General features: G+C 35.3%; 19 protein-coding genes and 1 other annotated feature. Of the genes, 4 read left to right on the top strand and 15 right to left on the bottom strand.

All coding sequences use genetic code 11. The annotated features are described in order from the left end of the window. Positions 1–258: LPXTG cell wall anchor domain-containing protein (locus DM800_RS16695; RefSeq protein ID WP_147787227.1), on the top strand; the 258-nt coding region annotated here is incomplete at its 5' end. A 114-nt stretch (positions 259–372) separates the two neighbouring features. On the opposite strand, the gene proS is transcribed toward DM800_RS16695, so the two are convergent. Further along, the gene (proS, locus tag DM800_RS16690; protein ID WP_147787226.1) at positions 373–1,803 is read right to left on the bottom strand and encodes a proline--tRNA ligase; all 1,431 of its coding nucleotides are present in this window, start codon (positions 1,801–1,803) and stop codon (positions 373–375) included. 46 nt (positions 1,804–1,849) lie between these two features. Beyond that, positions 1,850–2,056, bottom strand: a binding site (T-box leader). Between the two features lie 93 nt (positions 2,057–2,149). After that, on the bottom strand, positions 2,150–2,443 hold the full coding sequence (locus DM800_RS16685) for a YesK-like family protein (RefSeq protein ID WP_131933323.1): 294 nt from the start codon (positions 2,441–2,443) through the stop codon (positions 2,150–2,152). Positions 2,444–2,597: 154 nt separating this feature from the next. Between DM800_RS16685 and DM800_RS16680 the strand changes: the two genes are divergently transcribed. Continuing rightward, positions 2,598–3,911, top strand: coding sequence for an alkaline phosphatase family protein (locus tag DM800_RS16680; protein WP_147787225.1), 1,314 nt, complete (start codon positions 2,598–2,600; stop codon positions 3,909–3,911). A 107-nt stretch (positions 3,912–4,018) separates the two neighbouring features. Next, positions 4,019–5,302 carry an MFS transporter gene (locus DM800_RS16675; RefSeq protein ID WP_147787224.1) on the top strand — a complete coding sequence of 428 codons (1,284 nt, stop codon included), beginning with the start codon at positions 4,019–4,021 and terminating at the stop codon, positions 5,300–5,302. A gap of 44 nt (positions 5,303–5,346) precedes the next feature. Here DM800_RS16675 and DM800_RS16670 read toward each other — a convergent pair whose 3' ends face one another. The 8 genes from DM800_RS16670 to DM800_RS16635 form a co-directional block, all read right to left on the bottom strand. After that, positions 5,347–5,739 carry a hypothetical protein gene (locus tag DM800_RS16670; protein ID WP_147787223.1) on the bottom strand — a complete coding sequence of 131 codons (393 nt, stop codon included), beginning with the start codon at positions 5,737–5,739 and terminating at the stop codon, positions 5,347–5,349. 12 nt (positions 5,740–5,751) lie between these two features. Continuing rightward, positions 5,752–6,003 carry a helix-turn-helix transcriptional regulator gene (locus tag DM800_RS16665; RefSeq protein WP_074651450.1) on the bottom strand — a complete coding sequence of 84 codons (252 nt, stop codon included), beginning with the start codon at positions 6,001–6,003 and terminating at the stop codon, positions 5,752–5,754. 56 nt (positions 6,004–6,059) lie between these two features. After that, positions 6,060–7,292 (bottom strand): MFS transporter, encoded by a 1,233-nt coding sequence (locus DM800_RS16660; protein WP_137011445.1) that lies wholly within the window; start codon positions 7,290–7,292, stop codon positions 6,060–6,062. Between the two features lie 66 nt (positions 7,293–7,358). Then, positions 7,359–7,940 (bottom strand): TetR/AcrR family transcriptional regulator, encoded by a 582-nt coding sequence (locus tag DM800_RS16655; RefSeq protein ID WP_048541915.1) that lies wholly within the window; start codon positions 7,938–7,940, stop codon positions 7,359–7,361. An 80-nt stretch (positions 7,941–8,020) separates the two neighbouring features. Beyond that, positions 8,021–8,164: a hypothetical protein gene (locus tag DM800_RS16650; RefSeq protein ID WP_000817984.1), complete on the bottom strand. Its 144-nt coding sequence runs from the start codon at positions 8,162–8,164 to the stop codon at positions 8,021–8,023. A gap of 125 nt (positions 8,165–8,289) precedes the next feature. Continuing rightward, the gene (locus DM800_RS16645) at positions 8,290–8,541 is read right to left on the bottom strand and encodes a hypothetical protein (RefSeq protein WP_060486913.1); all 252 of its coding nucleotides are present in this window, start codon (positions 8,539–8,541) and stop codon (positions 8,290–8,292) included. 13 nt (positions 8,542–8,554) lie between these two features. Next, a complete protein-coding gene (locus tag DM800_RS16640; RefSeq protein WP_088061614.1) occupies positions 8,555–8,869 on the bottom strand; it encodes a thioredoxin family protein in 315 nt (104 codons plus the stop codon). 10 nt (positions 8,870–8,879) lie between these two features. Further along, entirely contained in the window at positions 8,880–9,251 is a 372-nt protein-coding gene (locus tag DM800_RS16635; RefSeq protein WP_060486911.1) for a DnaJ family domain-containing protein, read from the bottom strand. Between the two features lie 372 nt (positions 9,252–9,623). On the opposite strand from DM800_RS16635, the gene DM800_RS16630 reads away from it, so the two are divergent. Further along, positions 9,624–11,648 carry a glycosyl hydrolase family 18 protein gene (locus DM800_RS16630; RefSeq protein ID WP_147787222.1) on the top strand — a complete coding sequence of 675 codons (2,025 nt, stop codon included), beginning with the start codon at positions 9,624–9,626 and terminating at the stop codon, positions 11,646–11,648. A 446-nt stretch (positions 11,649–12,094) separates the two neighbouring features. Here DM800_RS16630 and DM800_RS16625 read toward each other — a convergent pair whose 3' ends face one another. The 5 genes from DM800_RS16625 to DM800_RS16605 all read right to left on the bottom strand — a co-directional run bounded on the left by DM800_RS16625 (position 12,095) and on the right by DM800_RS16605 (position 16,841). Further along, the gene (locus DM800_RS16625) at positions 12,095–13,639 is read right to left on the bottom strand and encodes an ABC-F family ATP-binding cassette domain-containing protein (RefSeq protein ID WP_147787221.1); all 1,545 of its coding nucleotides are present in this window, start codon (positions 13,637–13,639) and stop codon (positions 12,095–12,097) included. A 395-nt stretch (positions 13,640–14,034) separates the two neighbouring features. Then, positions 14,035–14,784 (bottom strand): ABC transporter ATP-binding protein, encoded by a 750-nt coding sequence (locus DM800_RS16620; protein ID WP_060486908.1) that lies wholly within the window; start codon positions 14,782–14,784, stop codon positions 14,035–14,037. Beyond that, the gene (locus DM800_RS16615; protein ID WP_147787220.1) at positions 14,781–15,779 is read right to left on the bottom strand and encodes an ABC transporter substrate-binding protein; all 999 of its coding nucleotides are present in this window, start codon (positions 15,777–15,779) and stop codon (positions 14,781–14,783) included. The genes DM800_RS16620 and DM800_RS16615 overlap by 4 nt, the downstream gene beginning before the upstream one ends. Further along, positions 15,776–16,549, bottom strand: a complete 774-nt coding sequence (locus DM800_RS16610) for an ABC transporter permease (RefSeq protein WP_001057159.1) — start codon at positions 16,547–16,549, stop codon at positions 15,776–15,778. The genes DM800_RS16615 and DM800_RS16610 overlap by 4 nt, the downstream gene beginning before the upstream one ends. Continuing rightward, positions 16,521–16,841 carry an MTH1187 family thiamine-binding protein gene (locus tag DM800_RS16605; RefSeq protein ID WP_000082897.1) on the bottom strand — a complete coding sequence of 107 codons (321 nt, stop codon included), beginning with the start codon at positions 16,839–16,841 and terminating at the stop codon, positions 16,521–16,523. Before DM800_RS16605 ends, DM800_RS16610 begins: the two co-directional genes overlap by 29 nt. Positions 16,842–16,849 lie beyond the last annotated feature (8 nt).

The following is a 16,849-nucleotide window of genomic DNA, read 5'->3' as shown; positions in this document are numbered from 1 at the left end:
AGTGGTTCTGGTGGCAATGGTTCTGGTGGCAATGGCTCTCAAGGTGGTAATGGCTCTCAAGGCGGCAACCGCGTTAAAGACGATAGCGGTTCTCAGGGTGGCAACGGCTCTCAAGGTGGCAATGTAAAAGATAATGCGAAAGAACAAGGCGATAAGTTACCTAATACGGCAACACATTATCCTGCATCTATTTTAATGGGACTTTCAACATTCCTAATCGGTATGTTACTATTTATTCGCCGTAAAAACGCAAAATAAAAACACATCCTTCCATCTAAAACATACATGAAACAAATTGCAAAACTAAAAAGGAATTTGGATTGCATTTTATTATGCAGCCCAAATTCCTTTTTATCATCTATCAAAAAAGCATTAATACGCTTTTCCCCAATACACCATTTGTTTAGCTTCTTTACCACAACAAATACATTCGTCAGCTAAATGCTCTTGCTCAAAAGGCATACAGCGAGAAGATACTCCAACTTCTTCTTTTAGTTTCTCTTCACAAGCTAATTCTCCGCACCACATTGCCTTAATAAATCCTTGCTTTTCATCAGCTACTTTTTTCATCTCTTCGAAATTCGTCACACTATACGTATTCTCATCGCGGAATACTTTTGCCTTATTAAATAAAGAATTATGAATTTCCTCAAGTAGTGCTGGAATACGCTCTTCTAATTGATCTATTGATATAAATTCTTTTTCTTTCGTATCTCTTCTTACAAGTACAACTTGATTCTTTTCAATATCTTTAGGACCAACTTCTAATCGAATTGGAATACCCTTCATTTCATACTCATTAAATTTCCAGCCTGGTGTTTTATTACTAGCATCTATTTTTACTCGTGCAACCTTTTGAATATGTTCTTGTAACTCTGTTGCTTTCGCTAAAACTCCTTCCTTATGCTGCGCAATTGGTACAATAACAACTTGCACTGGTGCAACTTTAGGAGGCATTACAAGACCATTATTATCGCTATGAACCATAATAAGTCCACCTATCATTCTTGTTGATACACCCCAAGATGTTTGGTGTACATATTGCCACTTACCGTTGCGATCTAAAAATTTAATATCAAATGCTTCAGAGAAATTCGTTCCAAAGTTATGGGATGTTCCTGTTTGAAGTGCTTTCCCATCATGCATTAAACTTTCGATCGTATAAGTTGCCTTTGCTCCTGCAAACTTTTCTTTTTCTGTTTTTTGCCCTTTAATTACTGGTATCGCTAAATAATCTTCACAGAAAGAAGCATATAGATTTAAAATATGTAACGTTTCAGCTTGCGATTCTTCTGCTGTTTCATGAATTGTATGGCCCTCTTGCCATAAGAATTCCGTTGTACGAAGGAATGGTCTCGTTGTTTTCTCCCAACGAACTACTGAACACCACTGATTATATAGCTTTGGCAAATCATTATAGGATTGCACAATTTTTGAAAAATGCTCACAGAATAAAGTTTCAGATGTAGGGCGTACACAAAGTCTCTCCGTTAATTTTTCATCCCCGCCATGTGTCACCCATGCTACTTCAGGAGCAAACCCTTCTACATGATCCTTCTCTTTTTGCAATAAGCTCTCTGGGATAAACATTGGCATATATACATTTTCATGACCAGTTGCTTTTAACTTTTCATTCATAACTTTCTGCATATTTTCCCATAAGGCATAACCGTACGGACGTAGAATCATACATCCTTTTACACTTGAATAATCAACAAGTTCTGCTTTTTTTACAATATCTGTGTACCACTGTGCAAAATCCTCTTCCATCTTCGTAATCGCTTGTACTTGTTCTTTTGCCATAGTCAATCTTCCTCCTTTTGAAAATACAAAAAAGCCCGTGTCCCTAAATAGGGACCGAGCTTTGCCGGCGTTACCACCCTGATTCATGCACAAAAATTGTGCATGCTCTCTTTTTGATAACGGGAAATTCCCGCTGCATATGCAGAACGCAAAGGTAGGTTCCATATCGCCTTTTTAAGAATCTTTCAGCCTGCCGGATTCTCTCTCTGCTAAAAAGGTTGAACATGTACTAATCCTTTTTCATCGTTATAACGAAATAAATTTGTTGATTATCATAATACAAATTCTTTTTTAAAACAATAGCTAATTTTCTCATTTTTATATATTCTTTTCGTTTTTTTCAGTTTTATACGTAGCTTTTTCTCGTGATTTTTAAAAGTTGATGTGCAATCATACCGATAAGTGTACCAAGTAGAACGAAGAAACCAATAAATCCATATCCCATTCCTTCCCATCCACCAATCACCATCATTGTAACGGGAAAGGATGCTAAGCAAAGAAGTATTAAACTAAGTGCAAATATAATATCGAACTGCTTGTTTGGAAACCGTTTCTTTAGTAAATACGAAATAGCAAATACAAGGATAATTGTAATTCCGCCAATGATATAAAAGATACTAAATCCATCTAGCCAATCCATAGTGTTCCCTCCTTCCATTCATTCCCTTATACTTAATTATATGTTTAACTTTTCTGAAAATAAATAATAAATTTTCACCTAGAAATATATTTTTATTACTAGGTATTAATAGTAATATATAAGAATAGGTTTTATATAATCAGGAGGGAACTTTATGGATAAAGCATTAACAAATCACGTCATTATTTTATCTTTCGATTGCTTATCAGCTTTAGATTTTCCTATATTACAAAAACTCCCTAATTTTCAAACATTAATAAACAAGGGCGCGATGGCGAGAAAAGTGGAACCTATTTATCCTTCTGTAACATATCCAAGTCACTCAACAATCGTTACTGGAAACTACCCTAATAAACATGGCGTAGTTAGCAATACGTTACTTCAACCTGGACGCGAGTCACCAGATTGGCATTGGTACCGAAAATCCATTAAAGGAACAACGTTATACGATGAAGCACATAAAGCAAATTTAACGACAGCTGCCCTTCTATGGCCTGTTACCGGCAGAGCAAATATTGATTACAATTTACCTGAAATTTTTCCAAATAGAACGTGGCAAAATCAAATCTTAGTTTCATTATTTAGCGGTAGCCCACTATATCAATTAGATTTGAATCAGCGTTTTGGTCATATAAGAAATGGCTTATCACAGCCTGAACTCGATGATTTCGTACTTGCATCTGCTGTGCATACAATCCAGACGAAGAGGCCTAATGTCATGTTTATACATTTCACCGATTTAGACACTCAAAGACACTATCACGGCTTTGAATCTAACGAAACAATAGCTGCTATCCAAAGACATGATGAACGGCTAGGAAAAATTATTCAAGCTTTAAAAGACAGTGACCTATACGAAGAAAGTACAATTATCGCTCTCGGTGATCATAGCGCTTTAAGTGAAAACAAAGCCATTCAATTAAATATACTATTTCATCAAAATGGGCTTATATCTATAAATTCAAAAGGAAAATTAGTAGACTGGAAGGTCTATTGCCAAAGTTGCGACGGCTCTGCCTATGTATATGTGAAAGACAAAAATGATACGGATACAATTCGAAAAGTACAACTACTACTTGAAGAGTTACTTCAAAATAAACAAAACGGTATTGAATTTATGCTTCATGATGAAGCTGCAAAAGACTGCGGTGCAGATGGTAATTGTTTATTTATGTTGGAAGCACAAGAAGGATATTATTTCACTGAAAACTATACAGGCGATTTTATAAAAGAAATTACTGAAAAAGATGTTACGCCCAGTAAAAAATATACATTTGGTACGCATGGGTACTCTCCAACAAAACCTAACTATGAAACAATTTTTATCGCTGCTGGGAAAGGGATAAAAAGCGGCGTTACCATTCCGTACATGAGACTTATTGATGAAGGTCCAACTATCGCTAGACTACTCGGTTTACACTTAGGTGAAACAGACGGATCAATTGTAGAGGATTTACTTCAATTGTAAAGAACTGTGTATATATGTAAAAGTTATGTAAAAATCATAACTGTTTCTCTTTTTATAATTTTTATTTTTGTACACTGTTAGTAGAACAATTTAAGGGGGAACATTATATGAAAAAAATGTCCAGACAAGAAAAAAGCTGGATATTATACGATTGGGCGAACTCGGTATATTCGCTCGTCATTACAACTGCATTATTCCCAATTTACTTTAAAGCAGCTGCAAAAGAAGCCGGACTATCTGGTGCAACTTCAACGGCATATTGGGGATATGCAAACTCTTTCGCTACACTTTTAATTTCTATACTTGCTCCTATTCTCGGCACAGTTGCTGATTATAAAGGATTTAAAAAACGATTTTTCACATTCTTCTTTGGACTCGGTATTGTATTTACAAGTATGCTAGCAGTCGTCCCAACATCTCAGTGGTACTTATTACTAGGCTGCTATATGCTCGCATTAGTCGGTTTTGCGGGAGCAAACATTTTTTATGATGCATTTTTAGTAGATGTTACCTCTAAAGATAGAATGGACCGAATTTCTACAAGAGGCTTTGCATTAGGTTATATTGGAAGCACAATTCCTTTTATCGGTTGTATCGCTCTTATTATTCTTGCTCAAAAAGGAACTATCCCTTTATCAGTCGGCATTGCTAGTCAAATCTCGTTCGCAATAACAGCTCTTTGGTGGGGATTATTTACAATTCCAATGCTAAAAAATGTAGAGCAAACACATTATATTGAACGTCATCCAAGACCAATTGCAATGAGCTTCAAACGCCTTGCTGATACTTTTAAAAATATTAAAGAATATAAAACTGTATTTATGTTCCTAATCGCTTACTTCTTCTACATTGACGGGGTCGATACAATTATTACTATGTCTACCGCTTACGGAACAGATCTCGGTATTAGTGCAACGAATCTATTAATCATCTTATTTGTCACACAAATTGTAGCTTGTCCATTCGCCTTATTATACGGAAAGTTATCAGAAACATTTACAGGTAAAAAAATGCTATACGTCGGTATTATTATTTATATCATTATCTGCATATATGCTTATTTCTTAAAAACGACACTCGATTTCTGGATTTTAGCAATGTTAGTTGCCACTTCTCAAGGTGGTATTCAAGCACTTAGTCGGTCCTATTTTGCAAAACTAGTACCAAAAGAATCTGCAAATGAATTCTTCGGATTTTATAATATCTTTGGTAAATTCGCGGCAATTATGGGTCCAGTATTAGTCGGTGTTACAACGCAATTAACAGGAAAAACCAACGCTGGTGTCCTTAGTATTATTGTACTGTTCGTTATCGGTGGATTCTTACTAACTAGAGTTCCCGAAAATGATACATCCGTTACACCACCTAGTCCAAAAACTAAAATGCTATAAGAAAAAGATCCTCTTCTCATGAGAAGAGGATCTTTTCTTTATTTTTAGCGATAACGTCTTACAATTAAAAATTCTACAGCCGGCTTTACAACTATCGCAGCGCATAACGCAAACAAAAGCGGTATGTTATGAAAAGCAATCCATTTATTAAAACCTACCGATGCGAAAAACAAACCAAAAATTAATACAACAAGTACATAATACGTAACATTTGCACTTATTTTTAATACATGTTTTTCTACATCTTCTTTCTCCTCTGTTGTCCCTTCCACATTATGCGATGCCAAACTTTTAAACATATAATGTAATGCGATGCTACAAATAAATAGTGCATACCAGTTTACTTGAAGTTCAGTTAACCAATAATAAAGTGCAAACACTAACGTACTTATAGCTACTAATGCCGTAACTACAAGGCTTATTTTCTCTTTCCCCAACAACTACTCCCCCTACAACTTGTACAAAAATAGTTTATCGACAGTTGTTCCTAATACTTCAGCTAAACGGAATGCTAACGCTAAGCTTGGATCATATTTATTATTCTCAATTGCATTTATCGTCTGTCTAGAAACTTTACACTTATCAGCCAATGCACCTTGTGAAATATTGTTTTCAGTGCGTAATTCATAGATTTGATTTTTCACACCATTTCTCCTAACCTGTAAACTCGTTTTTACATCATCAGTATATAGTTGGGGCATGTCATTGTCAAAAGATTGCCACAAGAAAAGGGAGCAACCCTGCTCCCTTACACTGATTATTTCGAAGCTAACGAATTTGTTAGTTCCTCTTTATTAGCGACATCTTCTTTATTTATTTGCATGCGTAGAACTGGCCCTATCGCAAATAAAATAAGTGCCATTGCTATACAAAATACAGTAACTAGTGAGGTCATCTCCTTCAATCCTCCAGCTAGTGAAGTTCCGATTAACATTGCCCCCATAAACAGTGGTAAAATTGTTCCATTTACTCTTCCAATCATATTTTCTGGTACAAGTTGAATCATAAGCGTACCGACAACGATATTAACACAAGCTAAACAAATACCTGTTCCAAACCTCATGAAACTAGTAATCCAAAATGATGTAGATAGCCCTTCTACTAAAAATGACATTGCTAATATGCTCATACCGAATACAAACATCTTTTTCGGGTTCACTTTTGAAGCGAAAACTGCAGCAACAATACCACCGATTAACATACCTATCCCATCAGCTGCGGCTAAATATTGAACTGCTTCCTTTTCCATTCCAAGACGCTCTATTACAAGAAACACTTCTAATGGATTCGTTAATCCAACAGCTAAGCCCATAACGGTGAAAGTGATCGTAATCATACGTAAATTTTTCGTATGAAGAACGTATTTCCATCCTTCTTTTATATCATTTTTTAATGAATCTCTCGCCACTTGCTCTTGTTCCACCCATTTTGGTAAAAACGAAAGAGCAATAGCAGATAACAAAAATAAAATGATTAAGCTATATAGTGACGTAAATAAACCAAGTTGTGTATACACAAGTGATCCTATCACTGGTCCAAAAATCATAAATAATGACTGTAATGTTTGGTTAAATGCAATCGCATTTGCTACCTGCTCTTCTTTTACGTAGCGCTTAAATATACGCGAAGATGATGGCTGAGAAAATTGGCCTACAATCGCGGAAATGAGTGTTGCCAAAAATATAGCCTGCCAATAATCCAGCTTTAACAACAAAACAATTCCTACAATAGACAGTACACTTAATACATCTCCAGCAACCATCGTTCTTTTCGGATTCCAGCGATCAGCTAGCGCCCCACCGATAAACGAGAAAATAAAAATAGGTGCATATTCCATAACCGATAACAACGAAACTGAAACTGGATCATTATTCGTTCGCTCCATTATGAAATACAAAAGAGCCATATTTCTGATCCAAATTGCAAATTGTTGTAAAATATCAGATGCCATAACGAGCATAAATGCTCGGTTTTTAAATAAAGCGTTCATTTTCATTCCCCTTTCATAAACCGACCGTTCGGTCTAATTTGTTTTGTAAGAAAAGCAACTGACTTATTATTCAGCTGCCATTCCTTTTAACAATACATCTATTGCCTTTTTATAAATACGTTGCAGCTCTTTATAATCTAACTCGTAGTAAAGTACTCCAAGCCCTGATAATAATCCATTCACAATATACATAAGGTCGCGCGTACTATCTTCACGAAACTCTCCAGACTGTATACCTGCTTCAATTAGTTTCTCAAACATAACATATGATTCTCTAGTTAAAGCCAATAGTTCATCCAAAATCTCTTTACTTACAACTTGGCTCATAGAGAATTCCTCTATTGCATTTGAAATGGGTTGCTGTATGTCCTCGACATGATATTCCGCGAGACCATATAGTTTTTCAGTATTTGTACTATACAACTTCTCTTTTTCATTCCATTTTTCAAGCCAATCATACGTATGCTGTTTTACTACAAATAAAAATAATTCTTCTTTACTTTTAAAGTGATAATAAATGCTTCCTTTACTTCGCTTTGTAATTTCACAAATCTCTTCCATAGATGTAGCTGCATAACCCTTCTGTGAAAACAGACTTTCTGCTTTATATGCAATTTCTTTCTTTATCTCTTCTGCACTTCTTCTCATATTTACACCTCTTTAAACCGACCGTTCAGTCTAATAATAACAAATTAAAAACCTCTATTACAAGAGGCTATATTCCTTATTTAAGAAAACGTACTTTCAAACCACGTTCGAATCATATGTATTATTCCAATTTTAAATCCTAATTTAACAAGAAATACGCCTCCCGCAGCTAATAAAAATAACACTACTTTCCCCTTATTTTTCACTTTCGGTTCCCTTTTCATTTCTATTCCCCTTAGTACGTTAAAAATATTAATCAAACGTTTGTTTAACTGTTTTTATGCATATGTAAGCCAACTAATCAAACGTTTGTTTAAAAAGAAATACGCCTATATAAGGCGCATTTTCATCAATCACCGCCACCTCCGCCACCATCGCAGCTGCCTCCGCTATCTCCACCGAAAGATCCTCCACAATCATGTGAACCTCCATGCGAGCTATCATTATCAGATCCAGCAAAGAAAAATAATGGTGACGAACTGTTAGATGAATTATGAATGTTATTTTGTTTCGTAAGATTTACCTTCTTTTTGTTTGATCGAACTGCCGTTACGATCGTTCCAACTACAACAAATAATAGTATGACAATAATAAATTCCATATAAAAGCCTCCCTTAATCTTCGAATAATTGAATGGTTCTCTCTAAATTTTCAAGTGAAATGAAGCGCGATTCACGAAGGATCTCTTTTCCATTATAAAATAATAAAACTGTTGGCCCTGTAAACACTGCATAACGCCCCGCAATCTCTTGCATGTCTTGTAGTAATATTTCCACTTTCTCTACGTAATCATAATTCTCTAATAGACCATTTACTTTTCTTAGCATAACATCACAAACACCACAATTTTCCGTTTTAATAAAGAGCAGTACTAATTGTTGTTCTTCAATATGTGTCGCTAATTCTTCTATCGTTTCAAATTTATTCATCTTATCCCTCTTAGCGTAATTTACGAAATACTTTATCCTGATACATACGAAAAGCTGAACTCTCTTTAATCTTTCTCTTTTCCATTACCTGCTGAAAACGCAGCATTTTTGCCGTTAACTCTTCTTGTAATTTTTTTCTCTCTGCTTCATCATAACAGCACGCAATTAAGTCTTCTATTTTTAATATATCTTTTTGTAGTTCCATTTCTGGTGGAATCATACCCGCATTTTTTAAAATTTTATAACTCATTCTAAGTTCTGGAGGTACCATTGAAAGGTCTTCTAATTGTAGTGGTTTTCCTTTTCCCGGAATATGATCAAGGTCTCCATTCCGTATTGCTTGTCGAATTTTTTCTTCAGCAATGTTCAAAAAGACATCCACACCATTCGCTCCTTTACATATTTTTACTATTATTTTACATGATATTTTCTCATCTTGCTACGCTATTACAAATTGAATTCATACAATTTTTTCTCAAATTTAATTACAAGGAGCCTTTTCCTCCCTAATCAATATTTTATTTTCATGTGTAGTCTGTATTAGAGCCATTTCATATTGAGAAAATCTTTGCGAATCAAATAAAGCGTTTACACCAAATCTTACATTTGCTACGATTTAATCACCCCCAGCTCCCTTGTATAGACTTCGTGATGTCTTATCATTTTTATCTAGACGTTTCATACGTCTAGATTCACTTTGGTTTATTGGCGCATGCCTTTAAATATATCTTTTATTTTGAAAGGAGAAATGACTATGAGCTCCAAAAAATTCACACTGCTATTACTATCCCTACTACTCTTCTTACCTCTTTTTCTTACAAACTTTATTACTCCAAATGTTGCATTAGCAGATTCACCAAAGCAAGGTCAAAAAATTGTTGGGTATTTTCCTTCATGGGGCATTTACGGACGTAATTATCAAGTTGCAGACATTGATGCATCAAAGCTAACTCATTTAAACTATGCTTTCGCTGATATTTGCTGGAATGGAAAACATGGAAACCCTTCTACTCACCCCGATAATCCAAATAAACAAACGTGGAACTGTAAAGAGTCTGGTGTACCACTGCAAAATAAAGAGGTTCCTAATGGCACTCTCGTACTCGGTGAACCATGGGCTGATGTCACAAAATCTTATCCGGGATCAGGTACAACTTGGGAAGATTGTGATAAATACGCCCGTTGTGGAAATTTCGGAGAACTGAAACGATTAAAAGCTAAGTATCCTCACTTAAAAACAATTATTTCAGTTGGTGGCTGGACTTGGTCTAACCGCTTTTCTGATATGGCAGCTGATGAAAAAACAAGAAAAGTATTCGCTGAATCTACAGTAGCTTTTCTTCGTGAATATGGATTTGACGGCGTTGATTTAGATTGGGAATATCCGGGCGTTGAAACGATTCCTGGTGGTAGTTATCGTCCTGAAGATAAGCAAAACTTCACCCTACTCCTTCAAGATGTTCGAAATGCATTAACGAAAGCTACTGCAGAAGATGGGAAACAATATTTACTAACAATCGCATCAGGTGCAAGCCAACGTTATGCGGATCATACAGAGCTAAAGCAGATCTCTCAAATACTTGATTGGATTAATATTATGACATATGATTTCCACGGTGGATGGGAAGCTACTTCTAACCATAATGCAGCACTATACAAAGATCCAAATGACCCAGCAGCGGATACAAAATTTTATGTAGATGGTGCGATAGACATTTATACAAATGAAGGGGTTCCAGCGGATAAACTCGTATTAGGTGTACCTTTTTACGGACGTGGATGGAAAAGTTGCGGAAAAGAAAATAATGGGCAATACCAACCTTGTAAACCAGGTAGTGACGGAAAGCTCGCTTCTAAAGGTACTTGGGATGATTATTCTACCGGTGACACAGGTGTGTACGATTATGGTGATTTAGCAGCTAATTATGTTAATAAAAATGGTTTTGTTCGCCACTGGAACGATGTAGCGAAAGTACCTTATTTATATAATGCGACTACAGGCACGTTTATTAGCTATGATGACAACGAATCTATGAAATATAAAACAGACTATATAAAGACAAAGGGTCTAAGTGGCGCAATGTTTTGGGAACTAAGCGGGGATTGCCGTACAAGTCCAAAATATAGTTGCAGTGGACCAAAATTGCTTGATACGTTAGTAAAAGAATTACTTGGTGGACCTATTACTCAAAAAGATACTGCGCCCCCAACAAACGTAAAAAATATTGCTGTTACAAATAAAAATTCAAACTCCGTTCAATTAAACTGGACTGCATCTACTGATAACGTAGGAGTTACGGAATATGAAATTACTGCCGGAGAAGAGAAATGGAGTACAACAACAAATAGCATTACAATCAAAAACTTAAAATCTAATACCGAATACACATTTTCAATAATAGCAAAAGATGCTGCCGGGAATAAATCACAGCCTACTTCTATCATTGTAAAAACAGATGATACTGATACAACACCTCCTGGTGGAAATGGTAATGCTACCTTTTCAGTCACTTCAAATTGGGGAAGTGGTTACAACTTCTCGATTGTAATTAAAAATAGTGGAACGACCCCTATTAAAAACTGGAAATTAGAATTTGATTATAACGGTAATTTAACACAAGTTTGGGATTCTAAAATTAGTAGTAAAATAAATAATCATTACGTAATTACGAATGCAGGATGGAATGGTGAAATTCCTCCTGGTGGATCCGTTACAATCGGAGGGGCAGGAACAGGCACTCCCGCCGAACTTGTAAATGCGTCCATTAGCGAAAACTAAGCGTAACCTCCATTAATTATTTCACTAAAGTTTGAATTTAGGTTTGAGTGCTCTATCCTAAATTCAAACTTTTAATGTTATGAAAAATCACCAAATATAATTACAATAACCTATTATAATTATATTTGGTTTCTAATATGAAGTTCGTGTGAAGTTCATCTGAATTTTACATGAATTTCCTTTAAGTTCTATTGTCTTCCCATACTAATCACATTATCCTTTACATATAGGAATTATTTTCATTCCATTTCAAACTATCTATATATACAAAGAAAGATAGTCGCCTATTAGGGAAAGGCATCTAAATATAAACATAACATAAGAAAAAGCACGCTTATAAGCGCACCATAAGAGTGCTTCTTCATACAATTCTCATGTAAGAGTTCTCGAAAATCATGTTAATCACAAAGAAAAGGCATTAGCTTATACAAGCTAATGCCTTTTCTTTATTCATATCGTTCAGCATCCCATTCTTCTATATTCCATACTTTTGTTATCCATGCTTCATAGAAAGAAGGCTCATGTGAGACAAGTAAAACTGTTCCTTTATATTGTTGTAACGCTTCCTGCAATGACTTCTTTGTTTCTATATCCAAATGATTAGTCGGTTCATCTAAAATTAAAACATTGCTTTTCGTTACGATAAGTTCACATAAACGTACTTTCGTTTGTTCCCCGCCGCTTAATAAACGAATAGGTTTTAATACATGTTCTTCTTTCAATCCACACTTTGCTAATGCTTGGCGTACTTCTTTCTTTGTCATATCTGGTCGTTCTGCCCAAACTTTTTCTAATGGTGTTGTTTCTGAAGCAAACTCTTCCTGCGCAAAATAAGCAGGATTTACTCGTTCTCCAATAGAAATTGAACCGCTTAGCGGCTTTATTTGACCTAATAACGTTTTTAACATTGTCGTTTTTCCAATCCCATTATGACCAACAATCGCTATCTTTTCTCCTTTTTTTACTTGCAAATTCAATTCTGGACATAGCGGAGAACTATATCCTATCCTTAGTTTTTCAGCCTGTAATATGCGACTAACTGGCTCCTCATAAACATTGAAATCAAAACGGGATCGAGGTACATGATTAACCTTTTCAATCCTTTGCATTTTCTCCAATACTTTCTCTCGACTTTTGGCCTGTTTCGCTTTTCGAATTTTATTTTTTTGAATAAATGTTTCTAACTGAGCAATTTCTTTTTGCTGTTTCGCATGCGCCGATTGTAATTGTTTCCTTTGCAATTGATAACTTTGCACAAATTTTTCATAATTTCCTACGTACCGCTTCACTTTCCGTTCTTCTAGATGATAAATAACATTCGTAATACTGTTCAAAAATACTTCGTCATGTGAAATGATCACATAAGCTTTTTCATACAGTCTCAAATACGATTGCAACCATTCTATATGGGCTGTATCTAAATAATTTGTTGGCTCATCTAGCAATAAAACATCAGCTTTTTCTAAAAGGAGCTTCCCAAGTAATAACTTTGTTCGCTGTCCTCCACTTAACTTTGAAACATCCTTTTTCAACCCTATTTCAAATAAACCTAAACCGATTGCTACTTCTTCAATTTCTGTATGAATTTGATAGAAATTAGAGCTTTCCAATATAGTTTGTAATTCTCCATACTTTACTAACAGTTTTTCTACTTTTCCTGCTCCATTCATTTCTTCAGCAATTTTTAACATTTCGCATTCAATCCTATACAAATTAGAAAATGCACTTTGTAAGTATCCTTCAATTGTTATCCCCTCTTGTAAATCCATATGCTGCTGTAAAAAACCTATCTTCACATGTGGAAACCATTCAATGTTTCCGTCATCATGTATAAGTTCTCCTGTTAAAACCCTTAACAATGTTGATTTTCCAATTCCATTTTTCCCAACTAACCCAACATGCTCGCCCTTTAATAGTCGAAAACACGCATTATATAAAATGGTTTTCTCACCATATGAATGACTTAAATTTTCTACTGTTAATATACTCATTTTTTTCTCTCCTCTACTTATGGTTCATAAGCTAAATAGAGAGCAACAGTAAAAAGCCTTATTTAATTGTGCATATAAAAAATGGGTAAGGTGAATACACCTTACCCATTACATATTATCGTAAAAAAGGATTAAGGTTCTTTACCTGCTGTCTTCAATTTAGCTTAATCGTTAAAAATGGGCAGACTTCTCCCGTATCAAGCTAAAACCATTTGAAGAACAGTTGATAAAGTCATTTTATCCTTTCACTCCTTTAACATTCGTTATATTAAGAGTATAAACTACTCTGTTATATTCTATTCTCTATTTTTTCTTTTGTTCCTTCTCATTCTTTTCATGTTCTATAAAAAAAAGCTCTTACCAGCAATTATATTTAAATCTGGTAAGAGCTTTTTCTATTTTTTCATATAAGGAGCTAATACTCTCAGAATTTCTTCCTTATCCTTCTTTAACTCAAGTGATGTTAACATATCCATCGTTCTTGGTCTAGGTAATTTCACTTGTACCTCTCCAACTATTGATGCTGGTCTTTGAGATAAAATAAATACGCGATCCGAAAGTAAGATTGCCTCATCTAAGTCATGTGTAACCATAACGATTGTTTGCTTCTCTTGGTGCCAAGAGTTTAAAAGCCAGCTATGTACTTCCATTTTTGTAAAGGCATCTAATTTTCCAAAAGGCTCATCAAGTAGCATAATTGGCTTTTCACATAAATATGTGCGCAAAAAACTAATTCTTTGACGCATACCACCAGACAATTCATCTGGATAATGGTCTGCATATTCATCTAGTTCAAATTGCTTTAATGCTTCCATTCCTTCTGTCAGCCTTTGTTTTTTCGGTTTCCCTTCGATTTCCAATGGAAGAACTATATTTTGCAAAGCTGATCGCCAAGGTAGTAATAAATCCTGCTGCGGCATATAACTTACAACATCTTGCTCTTGTACGTGCGTATCCTTATACGTTACATTTCCACTTGTTGGTTTTTCAACATTTGCAATCATATTTAATAATGTGCTTTTCCCGCAACCACTCGGTCCTACAAAGGAAACGAACTCTCCCTCTCGTATAGAAGCACTAATATTTGCTAATACATTCTTTCCATCAAAAGCTTTTACAATCTCTTTTATTTGTAATCCACTCATTTTTCACTTGGAAGGAACTCATTTGTAAAGGCATCTTTCACATCAATTTTCTTCTTAATAACTTTGTTATCATATAAGAAATTCATGTAATTCGTCCAAACTTCTTCCTTCTGTACTCCCCACGTTTTTGCATCATCTTGATATTTCGTACTTAACCATTTTTGACTTTCTTGTACTAATTCTTTATTCACATCTGGAACTGCTTTAATTAAAATATCAGCAGCTTCTTTCGGTTCTTTAATTGCAAAATTATAACCTTCTGTCGTTGCACTCATAAACTTTTTCACAAAGTCTTTATCTTGCTTCGTATGTTTTTCACTCGTAATAATAACAGGACTATAGAAATCAAGCGCTGGGTCTAAGTCTTTCACCATAATCGTATTTAACTCTTTTCCTTGGCGCTTCGCTTCAATTCCATCCCATCCGTAATATATCCATTCAAAGTCTGCATCACGACCGATTGATTTAAAGAAATCTGTTTGTCCTAAGATAATTTTTTCAACTTTATTAAAATCAGCTTGATGCTTCTCCATGATTGTCTTCAACGTCGCTTCTTCTGCTGGTCCTCCCCAGCCGCCGTAACGTTTACCTTCAAAATCTTTTGGTGACGTCATATTATCTTTTTTAAGTGATGCAAAAGCTGAAGTATTATGTTGGATGATTGCTCCTACAGATACAACAGGAATACCTTCCACACGAGCCAACGTTACATTTTCTTGTGCGCTTATTGCGAAGTCAGCTTTTCCGGAAGCTATCATTTGCTCCGCTGTCACATTATCACCTGGCTGAATAATCTCTACATCTAATCCTTGCTTTTTATAATAATCTTTCGTTTGCGCTACATATAGGCCAGTATGATTCGTATTCGGAAACCAATCTAATACTACTTTTACTTTTTGATCTTTACTTGCACTTTCTTCTTTCTTCGCCGGATTACATCCAGCTACACCTACTGCTAATAAGGTAGCCAACATAACTTTTAAACCTTTTTTCATTTTCTGCCGTCCTTTCTATATATCCATGGTGCTGTTATTCTTGCCATAAACTCCACGATAAAATACAGACATAATGTCACCATAACAATAATTGCCGCCACACCAAATACTCGGGCTGTTAGAAAGGATTTTGTAGCTCTTGTAAGCATAACTCCTAACCCTTCGCTTGCACCGAGCCATTCCCCAATAATTGCTCCCATTACGCTATATGTAACTGCAATTTTTAAACCTGAGAAAAAGTATGGCAGCACCGCTGGAAACTTTACTTTCTGGTAAACTTGCCATTTCGTTGCCTTCATCGTTTGCAACAACTTCAACATATTTTTATCTACCGTTTGAAAACCTTCTAAAATGCTGAGCGCAATCGGGAAGAAACAAACGAGTATTACTACCATTACTTTCGGTAGCATTCCATATCCAAACCAAATAATAAATAACGGTGCAAGTACAACGATTGGAATCGTTTGCGAAATAACAAGCAACGGATTTATTAAAATACGAAATAAAGGGATAACATCCATAATAATTGCAATACTTGTCCCAATTAAAATCGCAAAAAACAGTCCGATTAGAACCTCTTGTAACGTTTGCATCGTATTCGGTAATAGTAAATCTTTCATTCCAATTAATTCTTGAACAATGGCAGAAGGCTTCGGTAAAATCCACGGTTCAATTTTAAATAATGAAACAGATCCTTCCCATATCGCTATGAGAAGGATAAGCCAAATTGTTGTAATTATTTTAGATTGCTTCTGGTTTTGCATATTCATCACGGTACTTCCAAACCTTTTCATCTATCGTTACACCAGTGCTTGGACGATAATGGATTTTAATAGAAGTAATCACTTCTTCTGCTCCAGCATCCACACAAGCTTGTTGCGCACGTTTAATGATATCAAGAAGTACATCTAATTCTCCTTCCAGCGTTGTTTCCATTGCCCCTACTTCATAACGAACTCCCGATTGTTGTACAACTTCAATTGCTTTATCAACAACAGAATACACATCTTTGTTCTTCGCTTGTGGTACTACTGAAAATGAAATTGTAACTTGTTGTGACATAGTAAAAT

Origin of the sequence: Bacillus sp. AY18-3 (assembly GCF_008042305.1) — a bacterium.
GTDB classification, from domain to species: domain Bacteria; phylum Bacillota; class Bacilli; order Bacillales; family Bacillaceae_G; genus Bacillus_A; species Bacillus_A wiedmannii.
This window is presented reverse-complemented; position numbering and strand designations above follow the sequence as displayed.

Bases quoted from the DNA above. Each gene is read 5' to 3' on its own strand.
- DM800_RS16650 (WP_000817984.1), bottom strand. From the start codon at position 8,164: ATGAAAAGGGAACCGAAAGTGAAAAATAAGGGGAAAGTAGTGTTATTT.
- DM800_RS16605 (WP_000082897.1), bottom strand. From the start codon at position 16,841: ATGTCACAACAAGTTACAATTTCATTTTCAGTAGTACCACAAGCGAAG.
- DM800_RS16640 (WP_088061614.1), bottom strand. From the start codon at position 8,869: ATGAATAAATTTGAAACGATAGAAGAATTAGCGACACATATTGAAGAA.
- DM800_RS16620 (WP_060486908.1), bottom strand. From the start codon at position 14,784: ATGAGTGGATTACAAATAAAAGAGATTGTAAAAGCTTTTGATGGAAAG.
- proS (WP_147787226.1), bottom strand. From the start codon at position 1,803: ATGGCAAAAGAACAAGTACAAGCGATTACGAAGATGGAAGAGGATTTT.
- DM800_RS16615 (WP_147787220.1), bottom strand. From the start codon at position 15,779: ATGAAAAAAGGTTTAAAAGTTATGTTGGCTACCTTATTAGCAGTAGGT.
- DM800_RS16665 (WP_074651450.1), bottom strand. From the start codon at position 6,003: ATGCCCCAACTATATACTGATGATGTAAAAACGAGTTTACAGGTTAGG.
- DM800_RS16625 (WP_147787221.1), bottom strand. From the start codon at position 13,639: ATGAGTATATTAACAGTAGAAAATTTAAGTCATTCATATGGTGAGAAA.
- DM800_RS16630 (WP_147787222.1), top strand. From the start codon at position 9,624: ATGAGCTCCAAAAAATTCACACTGCTATTACTATCCCTACTACTCTTC.
- DM800_RS16655 (WP_048541915.1), bottom strand. From the start codon at position 7,940: ATGAGAAGAAGTGCAGAAGAGATAAAGAAAGAAATTGCATATAAAGCA.
- DM800_RS16645 (WP_060486913.1), bottom strand. From the start codon at position 8,541: ATGGAATTTATTATTGTCATACTATTATTTGTTGTAGTTGGAACGATC.
- DM800_RS16685 (WP_131933323.1), bottom strand. From the start codon at position 2,443: ATGGATTGGCTAGATGGATTTAGTATCTTTTATATCATTGGCGGAATT.
- DM800_RS16680 (WP_147787225.1), top strand. From the start codon at position 2,598: ATGGATAAAGCATTAACAAATCACGTCATTATTTTATCTTTCGATTGC.
- DM800_RS16660 (WP_137011445.1), bottom strand. From the start codon at position 7,292: ATGAACGCTTTATTTAAAAACCGAGCATTTATGCTCGTTATGGCATCT.
- DM800_RS16610 (WP_001057159.1), bottom strand. From the start codon at position 16,549: ATGAATATGCAAAACCAGAAGCAATCTAAAATAATTACAACAATTTGG.
- DM800_RS16675 (WP_147787224.1), top strand. From the start codon at position 4,019: ATGAAAAAAATGTCCAGACAAGAAAAAAGCTGGATATTATACGATTGG.